A 16008-nucleotide genomic window follows, 5' to 3' on the forward strand; every position below is an offset into this window, starting at 1 on the left:
TGTTAAAATTTGGAGGGAGATCGCTACGCAATTATCGGATTGAAATATAGCGATATTGCAAATTACTAACAACAGCCAGATAGTCAGGATCAGTTAATTTTATGGCTCCATAGTTTTTCTCTATAACGCCGGCGCCGCCGAAAGCAGGATGCGTGGATCCGGACAAAAAAACACAGGCCGCTTGTCCGGCCTGTGGCAATTGCAGGTAGTTTTGGTTGCGACGGTTCCATGTAAACTTTCGGGGCAGCAACAGCATGCACAGCTGTTGAAGTATATGTCCCTGTCCCAACAGCAGCCCCCTTATGGTTTCGCCTCAGTTCGGGAACATTTCGGACAGGAAGAAGTCGGGGTTGATGGAGGTGTATTTATCCACTGCCAGGGGGTATTCGCCCAGGGCGATCCGGAGCAAGCCCCGGCCCTGCCGGATGTGCCACACGTACAGCCTCTTCCCCAATGCCGGCTTCACCATCACCTCCGGCAGCAGCTCCTCCAGCAAACCGTTCCAGCAGGCTTCTTCCAGCTGCTCGGAGGGCGTGGCGGGCTTGCGGCCGGCAGCCGCGTCTTTATGCGTCAACTGTCTGCGGGAAAGAGAGCTGGTCGTTACCAAAAGGATTTCCTGGTGAAGAGCATTCGTTTGCATATGATGAAGATTTAAGCAGATTCGGGAAAAAGGTTATCCGCCGGCCGTTGTGTGGTGCACTTACCTCAATAAATCCGGTAAACCGGCCAACTGTTACCGGTAAAATTTCCGTTGCACCAAAAAAGCTCCTAAAAACACAATGCAGGCTTCTTTGTACCTTTAACAGGAGTGGCTTTTCTTTCCCTATGCAAGTTCCCCGACCCTAACTCTTTATTACTTGTTTATGCAACAGTGTCTGAAGAGGTTTTTGAGGCTGGCGGCCGTTTTCATAGGGGTCCTGTTGGGCTGCCGCTCCCCTCTTTATGCCCAGCCCGCCCTGCAGGACAGCCTGCAGCAATTGCTGCGCTACTTCCAGGAACATGCCCCTACCGAAAAGGTAAAAGAGGCGGCCCGGGAGGCCGGCGCAGGGTTCCGGTCCGGCCCGTTGGATAGCGCACTGTCCCGAAAGCTGCTGGCGGCCGACGACCTGTTGGTACAACAGGGCATAAAGCTGAACCGGCAAAAAGTTCATGCCTACGCCAGCACCCTGGTGCAGGCCTTACAACAACTGCCTTCCGAAAACCGGCATCCCGACCTGGCTGCCGGCTTTATTTACCTTGCCAACCACTACATGATTTGGACCCAGTACAAGGAAGCCCTTCCGGCATATGAACGGGCATTGGCCCTTTATAAATCCCGTGGAGACAGTTTGCCGGAATATGCGGCCTGCCTGTATTACATAGCCCAGCTGTACAAGACCACCGGAAAGCTGGAAAAAGCGCTTTCTGCTTGCCTGCTGACCGTGGAAACCCGCAAAAAGTACTTGGGAATGGCCCACCCGGATTACGCCAAAACCATCAACTTCCTGGGCAGTCTCTATCACACCCAGGGCCAGTTCCGGAAGGCCCTGGAATTATATGAACAGGCATTGACTATTTACAGGAACTTACCGGGGAGCCGCAATGCCGACAGTGCCGCCGTGTTCTATAACATGGCCAATTTATACAAAAGCACGGGCCAGTACGAAAAAGCCCTGCCGCTGTACCAGCAGGCCCTGGCCATCCGGAAGAAAGAAGTGGGCGAGGAACATACCGATTACGCCATCGTACTCCACAACCTGGCTAACCTGTACAAAAGCACGGGACAGTTCGAGCGGGCAAGGACCCTGTACCTGAAAGTCCTGAAAATCAGGAAAAACAACCTGGCCCCGGGCCACCCGGATTTTGCCACCACCCTCAACAACCTGGGCAACCTGTATAAAAATGACCGGCGGTTCCCGGAGGCCCTGGACCTGTACCGGCAGGCGATCGCCCTGCGGAAAAAAGCCCTGACCGAAGATAACTGGGATTATGCCACCACCCTCAACAACCTGGCTTTCGCCTACGCCGGACTAGAGCAGTATGACAAAGCGCTGCCCCTGTACCTGAAGGCCCTGGACATTTATAAAGCCGAGAGCGGGGAAAGCCACCGCGATTATGCCTCCACGCTGAATAACCTGGGCGACCTGTACCGCGCTACCCGGCAGTACCAAAAAGCGTTGCCGCTCTACCAACAGGCCGTGGCCATCCGCCAAAAAGCCCTGGGTGCGGACCACCGCGATTACGCCATCGGCCTGAACGACCTGGGCCTGATGTACGCCACCTTTGAAAGGGATGCCGAGGCCGCCCTCCTGCTCACCCAAGCCTCCCATACCATGCTGAAGCATTTACAGCAATCCTACACTACCTTTTCGGAACAGGAGAAAATGGCCTTCCTGAAGCGGGAATCCCGGCTGTTCAGCGGCCTCCCCTCCATGCTGTATGCCCACCACATCAGCCGTTCTCCGGCCGTGCAGCAGGTTTATGAAAATGAGCTGGCGCTCAAAGGCATGGTGCTGGAGGATCAGCGCCAGGTCTTTCAACTGATCCGTAATAGCGGGGACGACTCGGCCGTGAAGCTGTATGAACACTGGCGCCTCAACAAAGCGGCCATCGGCCTGCAACTCCTGTGGCCCACGGACAGGCGGCAGCCTTCGCTGGACAGCCTTCAGGAAGCCACGAACCTGCTGGAGCAGCAGTTGTCGCGTCGCGCTGCCGCCTTCCGCAGCCTGCAGCAAAGCCGCTCCGTTACCCCGGCGGATATCTCCCGGAACCTCAAACCCGGGGAGGCCGCCGTGGAATTCCTCCGCTTCTCCCTCTACCGCCACCAATGGACGGACAGCGTCGTGTATGCGGCCCTCGTACTGCGGCCTGGCGATACTGCCGCCTGCTTTGTGCCGCTGTTCGAGGAACAACAACTGCAGCGCCTGCTGAAACCCCTGATGACGGCCAAAAACTATTTCACCCAGTACGAAGCCCTGGCCCGGCTATACAGTGCGCCCGGCAATGCCACCCGCCCCTCGCTGTATTCACTCATCTGGAAACCCCTGGAAAAATACCTGGCCGGCGCCCATACAGTTTATTACGCCCCCGCCGGCCTGCTGCACCGCATCGCCTTCGGCGCCCTGCCCCCCGACGCCTCCCACGCCCTCATCGACCGGCTGCAGCTCAAACAGGTACTGAGCACCCGTACGGCCGGCCTGCCCGCCGCCCCGCTCCAAAAACCAACCTCCGTGGCCCTCTGGGGCAATATTGATTATAAAACCGCCGGCTACACGCCCCCCCTTGCCCGCCAAAGCTTCCCCGGTACCCGGTCGGCAGCCGATGCCGACCCGCCCGCCGCCCCTGCTCACCCCGCCGGTGACCGGGAAGGGGAAGAAGGGGCCTGGGATACTCTGCCCGGGACCAAAAGGGAAATCGACAGCCTGGAAAACCTGTTCCGGCAGGCGGGTATCCCTGTGGAGGTGGACAGCGGCGCCCTGGCTACCGAAACTGCCTTCAAGGGGTTGTCGGGCAACAGCCCGAAGGTGGTGCACATTGCCACCCACGGGTTCTTCCTGCCGGCCCACCCACCCAAAGACAGCCTGGCGGCGCCCGAAGGAAAAAATAGCTATACATCGCCGGCAGATCCCATGCTGCGCAGCGGGCTGGTGCTGGCCGGCGGCAACCTCACCTGGAAGAGGGGGCCGGCTGTAGCAGACCAGGAAGACGGGATCCTGACGGCATACGACATTACCCAAATGGATCTCAGCCATACTGGCCTGGTCGTCCTGAGCGCCTGTGAAACCGCCCTGGGGGAGGTCCAGGGCTACGAAGGCGTGATCGGGCTGCAGCGGGCCTTTAAGCTGGCGGGAACAAGGCAATTGCTGATGAGCATGTGGCGGGTTCCCGACCATCAAACCTCCGAGCTGATGACCCTGTTTTACCGCAATTGGATCGGCGGACAGCCACCCCGGGCGGCCCTGCGCAGCGCCCAGCTAAAGCTGAAGGAAAAATACACCTTCTTTTACTGGGCCGCTTTTGTGCTGGTGGAATGACCGCCCTGCGCCCGCTGCGACACCGCACCCCTGTTTAAATAAATAAGGTAAAAAATGGTCCCGGAGGGGTAACAAGCACCGGCCCGGCCGGATATAATGGTACGAATGATCCCCGGGACCAGGAAACAAGCCCGGCAATAAAAGCCGGGGCCCTGCCTGAGGGTGCCAGGAACCGGACCTAGAGAAAGGATAACCGAAATTACCGAAGAGCTAACATCTCCAAATAAATAATCTATGAATGATTATCTATCCGACAAAATCGATCAATATAGCAACCGGGAAATGAGCTTGGAAGAGCGTTTGCGGTTTCAGCAAGAACAGGCCGCCCGGGAAGAAACGGCCACCCTGTTTATCGATGCCTACCTCAGCGGCGAAATGAGCGCCGCGGAACGGCGGCTCTTTGAAGCGGAACTTGCCGAAAACCGGGAACTCGCCTCCCTGTTTGAGCTGTACCAGGCCATTGAAACCGAAATGCGGGCATCCCAAAAAGCCGCCCCGGAAGGAGCAGTTGCGCTGCAGCATTCCCTGCAGCAACTGAATGCCCAGTACTTTCCGAGCCGGGGGCCCACCGGCCGGGTAAGAAACCTGGGGGTCCGCCGCCTGATGGCCGTGGCAGCCTCCCTGCTGCTGTGCCTGTCGCTGGGCCTGCTCTGGTGGGCCTCCCGGCCGGGAAAGCCCGTACCGGATGGCGCCGTCGCTGTCCGGGAAACAGTAGCGACCCCGCCGCCGAATAGCCCTGCGCCCGTAAAGACGCCCCTGGCGGGCGCCCCTGCCCCGCTTACAGCAGCTCCCAGCGCGGAAGCCCGGACACAAGCCGCACCGCCCCGCGAACAACCCGTCAAAAAGATCCCCCGTAAGAAAAGGGGGCCCTCCCAACCGCAAACGGACAAGATGTTTGCCAGCAACTTCCAGGTCGACACCCTGTTCGCAGGAGTGATCACGACGGAGAATGATTCCAACTGGAACAAGGTGCAGGAGTATTTAAAAAGCAATCATTACGAGGACGCCCTTGCGAAGATCGATGTTTCCAAATTCCACCATTCCCCGAACGGCCGGCAAGACAACTTGAGGGGAGGCGATGAAGCGGAAATGAACGAATCAAAAAAAATGGTGACGGTGTTTTATGGCCCCTACTACAAAGCACAATGCTACCTGGCTCTGGGCCAGCCGGAAAAGGCCATACCGGAACTGGAAACGGCCTTAACCATAGGGGAGGAAGTACTGCAATACAAAGCTAAATGGTACCTGGCGCTGGCCTTCCTCAAAACCAACCGCCTGCAGGAAGCGAAAACCTTGTTGCAACAACTTGCCGGCAGGCCCGAAGAGGAGGCCTTCCAACAGGAAGCCCAAAAGCTCCTCCGCGAACTCCACTAACCGGGCAACGTCCGAAACAGAGTAGTCCCTCCACATCACCAAAACGACCCACTGCTGCCACCAGGAACTAAAAATAGAGGCTGTCTCCTGTTCACCAACACGGGAGGCAGCCTTTTCAAATAAGGGTATTCTACTATAACGGTAACCGTCAGGCGCATAAATTTTGGCGAAGGCCCTTACGCCTTTACCTTTCTTTAGTACTTCTGGCGGGACCAGCCCTGCTGAGCCGGGAAAAAATACCGCCTGATTTTATAAATTATCCTTTTTTAACATCCGAATATTGGAGAGGAAGTTTAAATTTGTAGGTCCCCCAGCCTTATGGGTTCCGGCTCTATCCTGCTACACACCTGATTGCCCGAATTCTTTGAACAACCACTGCGCTTTCGTTCCGGCACGCAACCACCCGGTGGTTGATGGAAAATAAATAATGCTCCCGCTCTCTCCTTTGAAAATGCAGGTTCTACCCTTGAATAACGCTTATTCAGGATTACTTATCGAAAAAATTTTTTGATTATGGCCGATGAAATTTACCCCTTGTCCCCGGCAAGGCCTGCCCAGGAAAATGTTCATCCCGATCAGAAGTACATCCAGGCACTGCTGAACAATGACACGATCCTGCTGAAGGAGCTTTACCAGCGGTACTCGGCAAAGATCCGGCGGATGGTGGTGCAAAACAACGGCACCGAAAACGACGCGGCCGACATTTTCCAGGAGGCCCTGCTGGCCATTTACTACAAGGCACAAGCGAAAAGCTTTCAACTGACCTGCCCGCTGGATGCCTTCCTCTATGTCATCTGCCGCAACAAATGGATCAGCGAGCTCCAGAAGAGAAAGAACCACCGGATCCTCTTCACCGATACGGAAAAGTACGACCAGATCGGCGATGACAGCCAGAAGGTATCGGAAGACTGCCTGGCCCTGCAGGCACGCGGCGACCTGGTACGCGAAAAGTTTGCCCTGCTGGGCGACAAGGCCAAACGCCTGCTGCTGCTCAGCTGGAGCGGGAAGCCCCTGGAAGAAGTGGCCCGCATCCTCGGCGTGTCGTACGGCTATGTCCGTAAGAAAAAATGCGAGTACATGGCCAAACTGGCCTCCCTGGTGAAAGGGGCCGCCGGCTTTGATTCGCTAAAGGGATAGCCGTAGGACCAGCCTCGCGGGTCCATACGGTAAAGAAACGAATAAGGACAGCCCCGGAGCTGTCCTGTTTTATGTTCTTAGGGAGGAAGCCCGTACCATCAGCTCGGAAGGCAGTACGATGGTATAATTCGGCTTCAGGGAGGAGGTGCCTTCGAGCTGATCGATCAGGCAGTTGGCCGCCAGCTCGCCCATCTCCCGCCCCGCATAGTTGATGGTGGTCAGCTTCGGCTCCACCACCCGGCTGACGACGTCGTTGTTGAACCCCACCAGGGCGATGTCGCCCGGCACCCGCAGACCGGCATCTTTGAGGGATTGCATGCAGACGGCGGCGCAGAGGTCGTTCACCACGAACAGGCCGTCGGGGCGCTCCTCCATTTCCAGCACCTGCCGGGCCGCTTCGATGCCGGCGCTTTCGCTCAGGTCGGTGATCAGCAGCTGTTCGGGCGTAAAGGGCAGGTCGTATTCCGCCAGGGCTTTCTTAAAGCCGTTCAAGCGGTCGATATACACGTTCTGCGCCAGGTTGCCGGTCACCTGCATGATCTTTTTGCAGCCCTGCCCGATCAGGTGCACGCCCGCTTCATAGCCGGCCTTGAAGTTGTCGATCACTACCTTGATGCCCGTAGCTTCGGCTTTCACCCGGTCGAAATAAACGATAGGGATACCCCGCTCCAGGAAGGGCTCATAATGCGAGAGGTCGGTGGTGTCGTAGGCCAGCGACACGATCAGGCCGTCCACCCGTTTGTGAAAAAGGTTTTTCGTGTTGGCCTTCTCGTGGTCCGCCGACTCACTGGAGTGCACGATGATGATATCGTACTGGGCCTCGGCGGCTTTCTTTTCGATGCCGCTGAGGACGGAGGTGATGAAATGGCTGTTCAGCTCGTGTACGATCACCGCGATGGTATAGGTTTTCTGGCTGCGCAGGTTGCTGGCAAAGTTGTTCTTGCGGTACCCCACCTTCTCCGCCAGCTCGCTCACCTTGCGCTTGGTCTTGCGGCTGACCGCCGGGTGGTCACTCAGCGCCCGGCTGACGGTAGCCACTGACACGTTCAGCTGCTCCGCCAGGTCATATATCGTTAGTTCTTTTTTATTTTCCATTTTTAGAAATTACTACCTCGCTTACCGGGAGGTTTTTTGGGAAAAGGGTTTGGTTTCGGGGAGCGTGCTGTAGGCTTTTTTCAGGCCGCCCAGGTCCACCCGGATCTCCTGGAGCACCACGCCGGGGTCCACGCTGTAGACACGGAGGGAATGGGCACCCTTGCCCAGGGCGGACAGCGGCAGCTGTTTCGTCGCCCGGTTTTTCAGCACGTTCTGCTTCCACTCTTCGCTGCGGCCGACGGTGCGGAAGTCCGCCACCTGCAGCGGGCCGCCGTCTACCGACACGGCATAGCGCATGCTGTAGGCTTTGTGCAGCGGGTGGGTGGGCAGGGTAAAGACAGTAGCCACCGCATTCGCCGGCGAAAAGGTATAAAAATCGTATTCGACGAACGAGGCGTGCTGCTTTATCCAGGCGGTATCGCCCAGCTGCAGGGTATCTTTCAGCGCCACGGCGCCTGCTTCGAGGGCCTCGCCGGTGTATCCCTGGCCGGCCAGCAGCTTCCAGGGGCCCGAAGCCCGGTTCGACTGCCGGCTGTAATGGGCGGCATGCAGGGCCACATAGCCGTTGTTCTCGATAAAGCCTTTGTAGCCTGGTGCCAGGGAAAGCGGCCTGCCGGTGACGCGAACGGGCACCTGTTTGCCGCCGCCTTTGAAGGTGATTTTGCCGTCGAGGGGCGTTTTGCCGGGCGCCTTACTCCAGTCAACGGTCACCCATAGCCGCACCTGCTGTTGCCCCGCGCCATCGAGGCGGCCGGCCGTCTGCGACAGGCGGATGCGGGGATCGGAGACCGAAGCGGTCCAGGCCACCGGCCGGCGGTCGTGCAAAAAGATATCGACAAAAAACTGCTGGCGGTTCAGCGGGTCGAAGGCGGGCAGCTCCAGGGTGCCGGCAGCGCCCACCAGCGAGGAATCGGGCCGTACAAAGCCCTCGGGGGCCACGCCCCAGCCCGGCAGGCCGGCGGGCGCCTCCTGCGGCAGCACGGGCGCCTGGTACACCGGCAGCTCGCGGGGCTTCCACGACATCATGTGTTTCCACTTGCCCCCGGCCAGCTGGTTGTTGAAATAATCCGTTTCCTTCACGATGCTGTCGAAGGCCGCCTGCGCCTTTTGGGCATAACCGGCGGCGCTGGACCGTTGCTGCAGGGCGTAGAAATGGCTTTTATCGCGGTATAGGAACTTTTTATTCATCAGCGAAGCCCCCACCACCGGGTAATATACCAGTTGGTAAAAGGCATCCTGGTCCTTTGGCGCTACCTGGGGACGCAGCGCTCGGACCTGCCGTTCCAGGTCGGCGTAGCGGTCAATGCGGCGCTGGGCTTCGTCGCCGTAAAAGAAATGATTGAATTCCGAATAAGCCGTTTTGGTGGTGGGCTCGGTCTGGCTCCAGCCCATGAACTCGGGCCGGCGCTCGAAGGCCAGTTGGTAGTACTCCCATAAAATATGGCCGATCTGCGCGGCCCTCTGGGACCCGAAAAGAAAGGCGGCCCAGCGGGCCAGGTGCTGCCGGGTGTAGGCGGGATCCTGGAACGGGGCCGCGTTGTAGGCCATGTCCATAAACTGCTCTATATTGTATTCCAGGGGTTTGATATCGCCCACATTAAGCACCCACACCCGGTTCGAGCCGTTTTCATAGGCCTTCATCATCTCCTCCCGCACCAGGCCGGGATGGGTGGAGCCGAGCCAGAGGTAGTCGTGGGGACGGCCCCAGTACGAGGCATGGTAGTACACGCCCGAGCCGCCCGGCCGCGCCGCTTCCTCATTGTTGTTCAGCCGGTGGATATAGCCGTAGTTGTCGTCGGGCCATACCAGGGTTACGTCTTCGGGAACCTTTAATCCATTGTCATAAATGTCCAGCACTTCTTTGTAGGCGGTAAACACCTGCGGCACCGCGGTGGCATCCTGGTGCATGTATTGCGCCAGCAGTCCCCTTTGGTCTGCGATAATGCGCTCCAGCAGGGGGATGGCCTCCTTCGGTCCTTTGACGCCTTCCATGGCGCCGTCGTGCACGCCCCGCATGCCGATGGTATACAGGGCATTCACGCCGCTGCTTTCCTTTACCCGGTCTTCCCAGTATTTATAAACGGTTTCCTTGTTGGTCAGGTAGTTGAAAGCACCCATGGTCTTTTCCTTCCACTCCCCTACGTTGTTGCGCAGCATGGGCTCGGCATGCGAGGAGCCCACCACGATGGCGTAATCCGCAGCCACCTGCGCATTGCCGGGATAATGAAAAAAGGCCTTGGTGCTGGGGTGCATGGCCGGCCAGATCAAGTTGGCCTTCAGGCGCAGCAGCAGCTCAAACACTTTTGCATAGGTTTTGGGGCCGATATCGCCGGTTTCGGGCTCAAAGGTTTTTTCCGCCCAGGGCTGCAGGCCCCAGTCTTCGTCGTTGATGAAGATGCCCCGGAACTTTACCGAAGGCGCAGGCGCCATGAATTTTCCGGCCACGTACACTTCCTCCCGGTGCTGCGGCGCCGCGTCGGCCCACCAGTAAAAGGGCGACACGCCCATGCGTTTCGACAGCTCGAACAGGCCGAAGGCCGTACCGCGGGGGTCGCTGCCGGCCACCACCAGGGCCTGGCCGCCCCTGCCAAAAGGATTTTCTACCACCGAAATGCCGAAGCGCTCCCAAGCCCCTTTCAGGCCGGAAGCTTCCAGCTTTTTATTATTTACCAACTGGTCAACGAGCCGGCTTTGACCGATCGTGCCCACGATCACGCCTGTAACCGGAACTACGGCCGTACTGTCCAAAGCGGGGCGAATGCCCGTCACCAGGGCCACATCCTCCCGGAAAGCCCGGGCGGCGATCTTCGCCACCGCGGCATCGGCGGCATCCACGTAGAGGGGAACGGCTTTTTGGGCGGCCACCAGCGGGAAGGCCCCGGGTTGTCTTTTGGAAGTTACGGACAGGGAAGTTTCGGACGGCTGCTGGGCCCCTGCGGTCAGGGCGACGGCAGCGGCAAAAAGCAGGGCAATGCCCTGGGGCAAAAAAGGACAACGGCGAACAATCATGATCTGTGGGTTAAAAAATGCAACGGAAAAAATCCGGTCCGGGGCTCAAATTAGGGCTTCGCGCCCAAAAGCGCATCCTGCCCGCCCCTGCTTTAATACAGCGCCGCCGGAAAAATGGGGGGAGGCAGCGGCCGTTTTTTAGGTGAATTATACTTGATGAAATTTCGGATGTCGGATTTCGGAACCCTTCAAAGGAGACAGACTCCTACATCTATCAAGGGGATCCGGAATCCGAAATCCGACATCCGAAATTCAATTATATCCCGGGTTCTGCTCCATTTTGCCTTCCCGGTTGCGTTCGATCTCGGCGGCGGGTATAGGCCAGAGGTTGTGGTAGGGCTGAATATCGCTGTAGCCTGCATAAGGGTTGCAGCGCTTCACCCGGGCGTACAGCAGGCCCAGGCGCATCAGGGTCAGCCGCCGTTTTTCCTCCACGCCCAGCTCCCGCATCCGCTCGTCGAGGATGTAGTCGAGGGTAACATCTGAAGGGGTGATCAGCGATGCCCGGGCCCGGGCCCGCACCACGTTGATGTCGGCCGCCGCCAGGTCGGCCCGCCCCAGGCGCCAGTAGGCCTCGGCCCGCAGCAAATAAGTTTCGGCCAGGCGAAACAGGTACTGGTCGGTATAGGTGCCGCCGGCATTGAGGTTCAGCTCCCACGGCACGGCGTCCCGGGCGGTGGCGTACAGGTTGTCCGGATGATCGAAGGGGGTGGTGACCTTCGACTGGTAGGCATACATTTCCCGGGAGGGCACGGTCACCCCCGGCGGGGGCGCCTGGGTATGGAGGGTTTGCCCGAAAAGCGGGGAAACCGGGTTGGTGTACACGAACCGCCGCACGAAGTTGTGGTTGGCATTGCGGATGTCCGTTGTAAAATCGCTTTGCCAGATGCTGTCGCTGAAGTACTTGGTGGAAACGGCCCAGCCGATGCCGCGGCCGCCGGTATAGTCGCCCACGGGCCAGCGGAAGGGATATGTGGTGCCCACCTTCACATCACGCAGGTTGGGGGCATGGTGGCGTTCAAGCAGGTACGACCCGGCCTGGGCCGTGGAGGTGGCGCCGCCTCCCAGCACGTCGGTCTCGAACTGGATCACCCAGATGCCTTCCGTATTGCCCGAAGTGCGGTTCTGGTTGTTGCGGCGGAAGAGGTCCCAGTACACGTCGCCGGGGGTTTCGGTCTTGCGGCTGCCGAACCGGGCGGTCATCAGGGCCAGGCTGGGGTTGCCGATAACCACCGAAGCGGCCGAGACGGCCGGGTCGTACCGGCCGGCGGCCAGGTACACCTCGGAAAGCAGGTGCCAGGCCGCCAGGTTGCTTATCTCTCCATCCTTTACGGCGGAGAGGGCGGGCAGGTTGGCGGCGGCAAACTGGAGGTCCTGGATGGCCTGGGTCAGGATCGCCGCCTTTGTAGCCCGGGTAAAGTTTACCTGAGGGGCAATCACCTCCTCCAGCACCAGGGGCACGCCTCCGTACAGGTAGGCCAGGGTGCGGTAGCCCAGGGCCCGGAAGAATTTCGCACGGGCCTCGGTCAGCTTTTTCTCGGCCGGCGTCATTTTCGAGCCGTCGATGCGGCTCAGCACCGTATTGGCCTCGGCCACGATCTTGAACAGGTCGCGCCAGTGTACCTGGGGAATATCGGCGCCGCCCGTAGGGCCGTAGGCGATGAGCATATTGGTATGGCGGCGCACGTTGGGCTGGCCGTCGAATACAAGGTCGGTGCCGTAGAGGTAATCGAAGGGGTAGTTCTCGTCGCGGTTGTAAAACTCCCGCCGCACCAGGTTGTACAGGTTATTGACCGAGGCATTGAAGTCGTTGTAGGTGACAAAGGCGTTGGAGGTACTGAAAAAGTCCAGCGGCTCCTCGTCGAGGAAGCTTTTTTTGCAGGAACAGAACGCCCCCAGAAACAGCAGCAGGGCCAGGCAGTAGCGCGTTTTCATACAAAGGAGCGATTAAAAAGTTAGGTTAAAGCCCATGGAATACGTCTTCATCAACGGCCGCCCGCTATCGGTCAGTCCCAGGCCGCTTTCGGGGTCCCAGCCTTTCCAGCGGGTCCAGGTCACGAGGTTCTTGCCGCTGGCATACAGGCTGAGGGTCTGGGCACCGTGCTTTTTCAACAGGCGCTGCGGCAGGTTGTAGGTCAGCGACACGTCCTGCAGCCGCACAAAGCTCCGGCTCTTGTAAACGGAGGGGGTGATGGCCGGCGCCTGGATGGAGCGGGGATACTCGGCCCCGGGGTTGCGGGGCGACCAGTAGTCGATGGCGCTCCAGTAGTTCAGGCGCAGGCCGTTGTCGTCGCGCTTGCCGCCCAGGCCGTTGAAGTTGTAGCCGAGGTAGCCGTAGCGCCCTCCCTGGATCGAGTTCAGGAACAGGCGGAAATGGAACGCCCCCACCTTCACGCTGTTGAGCAGGCTGAAGCGGAAAGAAGGTTCTTCCCTTCCCAGGATCACCCGGTCGGCAGGCGTGATCTCGTTGTCCTTCACCACGTCCACGATCCGGAAGGTGCCGGGGTAGAAATTGGCCGGGATGGCGTCGCCGATCTGGTAGAGGCCGTCGGTGCGGTAGTTGTAAATGGTGCCCAGCGAATGCCCGATAAACAGGATGTCGGCCACCAGGTCTTCCTCGCGGCCATCGCCGTTGGCATCCAGCCCTACCAGGCGGGTAATCTTGTTGGTATTGCGCGAAATCGAAAAAGTCGTGTTCCAGTCGAACAGCCGGGAATGGAGGTTGGTGGAGGTGAGGCCCAGCTCGATGCCCCGGTTGCGCACATTGCCCACGTTGGAACGCAGGTACGTAAAGCCGGTGGCGGTGGGAATGGACACATCGTACAGCAGGTCGTTGGTGGTATTGTTGTAATAGTCGAGGTTGCCCGACAGGCGGTTCTGCAGCAGCGAAAAATCCAGGCCGGCATTAAGGCCTCGGGTTTTCTCCCACCGCAGGTTGGGATTGGCCAGCGTCCGGATCTGCTGGCCGAAGGCAGGCGTACCGTTGTCGCCAAAGACATAGACCGGGCCGGAGATGACGATGGCCTGGGAGCTGTAGCGGCTGGTGAGGTTGCCGTTGGCGCCATAGCTGACCCGCAGCTTCAGCAGGTTTACCTGCGGCAGGCTGAAAAAGTCTTCGTTGTGGACGTTCCAGGCCAGGGCCAGGGAGGGGAAGATGCCGAACTTTTCGTTGGCGGCAAAGCCCGAAAACCCGTCGCGGCGGAGGGTGGCGGTGGCCAGGTAGCGGTCGTCGTAGCGGTAATTGACCCGCCCCATCTGGTAGTTGAGGGCTTCGCGCCAGGCGTTGGAGTTGACCGTGAAGAGGGCCGCCTGCTCCAGGCTGTTGAAGCCCAGGGTAAGGCGCGAAAAGCCGGCCGCCCGCACCTGGGTCTGGTTGTACCGGCGCTCGATGGCGCCGTACAGCAGGGTACCCGTCCAGCCGTGCTTGCCGAAGTCGCGGTTGTAGGTCAGGATATTGTCGAGGGTATAGTCGTAATAGTCCCGGTCGTCCTTGGTGGCCACGCCGGTACGGCCGGCCCCGTATTTGTTGGCGCCGTAGCTTTTTTCCACCCGGTAGTTGTTGCCGTAGTTGATGCGGTAGCTCAGCCCTTTGATCCGCCGCAGCGAGATTTCTGAAAACAGGTTGGCAAAAAAGCTGTTCCGGCGGTTTTCGTCCTCCACCTCGTTGGCGATAAAGGGGTTTTCGAGCTGCAGCTGGTCGGGCGATGGAATCAGGTTGCCCTCCGCATCGTAGGGCGTGAGCAGGGGCGAGTGCCGGGCAATGTCCGCCATCCCGGGCTCGGCGCCGCTGAAATCGTTGAACGAGCCGAAGGATTGGATGCCCACTTTCCATCCTTTGGCCACCTGCGCCTCGAGGTTGAGGCGGAGGGATTTTCGGCTGAACCGCTCCTGGATAAAAAATCCCTTCTGCCGGGTCAGGCCTCCCGAGATGAGGTAGGCGATGTGGGTACTGCCCCCGGTGAAGCTGAGTTGATGGTCCTGCAGGAAGCCCGGGTGGGTAGCCGCTTCCCACCAGTTGAAGTCGTTCGGCAGCAGCTTGCCCGAAGAGTCCTTCATGGTGAAGTCGACCTTGCCCGCCAGGTCGAAGGCAGGATTGGGGGTGGTATAGTCCGGCGCCAGGAAGGCTGAGTCGTAGTACAGGTCGCGGATCTTTTCCAAAAACTCGGCGCGGTTCAGGGGCCGCAGCTGTACCGTGGGGGCCTGGATGCCCATGGAGCTGGAAAACGATACCCGGGGCTTCTGGTTGTTGCGGCCCTTGCGGCTGGAAATGAGGATGACCCCGTTGGCCGCCTGGGCGCCGTAGACCGCCGCCGCGCTGGCATCTTTCAGCAGCTCCACCGAGGCCACGTCCTCGGGGTTGAGGTCGGACAGCGAGCCGGTGAAGGGTACGCCGTCCACGACCACCAGCGGCAGGGTATTGCCCGAGATGGTGGTGCGGCCCCGCACCTGCAACACCGGGTCGTCGCCGGCGCTCAGCACGGGACCTACGTCCAGGCCGGGCATGGTTCCCTGCAGCGACTGGGCGATATTGATATTGGGCGCATCGCGGAAGGCATCGAGGTCGGCGCTGGCCACGGCGCCGGTCAGGTCGCCTTTCTTTTGCATGCCGTAGCCCACCACCACCACGGTATTCATGTCCTGGGCGGCCTGGGTCAGGTGGATGTCGTACTGCTTTTCCACCCGGCTGAGCCGCACTTCGCGGGTTGCATAGCCCACGAAGGAAATGACCATGGACACCCGTTTACCGTCGGTGGGCAGCACAAAGGTGCCGTCCTCTTTGGAGGTGGTCCAGTTTTCCTTTCCTTTTTCGGTGATGTAGGCGCCCGCCAGGGGTTGTTCTTTCAGGTCGAGGATGCGGCCTTTCATGGCGCCTTTGGGCGGCCCGGTCGCGACCGGCTTGGTTTTGGAAGGCGCCGCCGCGGGTTTGTCCAGCACCACCACGGTGGTGCTGACGATGGTATAGGTCAGGGGCTGGCCCCGGAAACAGCTGTCCAGCGCTTGTTTGACGGGAACGTTTTGCAGCGAAATGGTCACCGGCCGGGCTTTTTGCAGCAGCGACTTGGTGGACACGAAGGTGTAGCCGGTTTGCCGTTTGATCTGGCGAAAGACCTTTTCCAGCTTTGCCCCCTTTTCGTCCAGGCTGACCTTCTGGGCCAGCCCCGGCAGGTGGAGGCAGAGCAGCAACAGCAAAAGAACGGGCAGCCGGCCGCAGGACCACGACCCTCCCCCTCCCCTTTGCTCCCGGGACATATGACAAGCAGGCAATTGCATAAAATCGGATTAGGCGAATAAAACGAAAGACGCGAAAGTCGCGAATTCCCTTGATTTTCCGGTTAATAGAAAACAAAGAGACCTGACAGGTTTTGACAACCTGCCAGGT

9 protein-coding genes are annotated in these 16008 nt (G+C 59.4%); 3 read left to right on the forward strand and 6 right to left on the reverse strand.

The window, feature by feature from the left end; translation table 11 throughout:
* Positions 1-31: 31 nt before the first annotated feature.
* Together V9K67_RS21130 and V9K67_RS21135 are read right to left on the reverse strand one after the other, a co-directional pair.
* Positions 32-256, reverse strand: a complete 225-nt coding sequence (locus V9K67_RS21130; RefSeq protein ID WP_336725954.1) for a hypothetical protein — start codon at positions 254-256, stop codon at positions 32-34.
* Between the two features lie 57 nt (positions 257-313).
* Entirely contained in the window at positions 314-640 is a 327-nt protein-coding gene (locus V9K67_RS21135) for a hypothetical protein (protein WP_336725956.1), read from the reverse strand.
* Between the two features lie 223 nt (positions 641-863).
* Between V9K67_RS21135 and V9K67_RS21140 the strand changes: the two genes are divergently transcribed.
* From V9K67_RS21140 to V9K67_RS21150, 3 genes are all read left to right on the forward strand, one after another.
* A complete protein-coding gene (locus V9K67_RS21140) occupies positions 864-4013 on the forward strand; it encodes a CHAT domain-containing protein (protein ID WP_336725957.1) in 3150 nt (1049 codons plus the stop codon).
* Between the two features lie 234 nt (positions 4014-4247).
* Entirely contained in the window at positions 4248-5387 is a 1140-nt protein-coding gene (locus tag V9K67_RS21145) for a hypothetical protein (protein ID WP_336725959.1), read from the forward strand.
* A gap of 513 nt (positions 5388-5900) precedes the next feature.
* Positions 5901-6524, forward strand: coding sequence for an RNA polymerase sigma factor (locus V9K67_RS21150; RefSeq protein ID WP_336725960.1), 624 nt, complete (start codon positions 5901-5903; stop codon positions 6522-6524).
* A gap of 69 nt (positions 6525-6593) precedes the next feature.
* Here the strand turns inward: V9K67_RS21150 and V9K67_RS21155 are convergent, their stop codons facing one another.
* The 4 genes from V9K67_RS21155 to V9K67_RS21170 all read right to left on the reverse strand — a co-directional run bounded on the left by V9K67_RS21155 (position 6594) and on the right by V9K67_RS21170 (position 15899).
* Entirely contained in the window at positions 6594-7619 is a 1026-nt protein-coding gene (locus V9K67_RS21155; RefSeq protein ID WP_336725962.1) for a LacI family DNA-binding transcriptional regulator, read from the reverse strand.
* A gap of 21 nt (positions 7620-7640) precedes the next feature.
* Entirely contained in the window at positions 7641-10628 is a 2988-nt protein-coding gene (locus V9K67_RS21160; protein ID WP_336725963.1) for a glycosyl hydrolase 115 family protein, read from the reverse strand.
* A gap of 252 nt (positions 10629-10880) precedes the next feature.
* Positions 10881-12563, reverse strand: a complete 1683-nt coding sequence (locus tag V9K67_RS21165; protein WP_336725965.1) for a RagB/SusD family nutrient uptake outer membrane protein — start codon at positions 12561-12563, stop codon at positions 10881-10883.
* Positions 12564-12575: 12 nt separating this feature from the next.
* A complete protein-coding gene (locus tag V9K67_RS21170; protein WP_336725967.1) occupies positions 12576-15899 on the reverse strand; it encodes a SusC/RagA family TonB-linked outer membrane protein in 3324 nt (1107 codons plus the stop codon).
* Positions 15900-16008 lie beyond the last annotated feature (109 nt).

The organism is Huijunlia imazamoxiresistens (assembly GCF_037132455.1).
Classification (GTDB): Bacteria; Bacteroidota; Bacteroidia; order Chitinophagales; family Chitinophagaceae; genus Flavisolibacter; species Flavisolibacter imazamoxiresistens.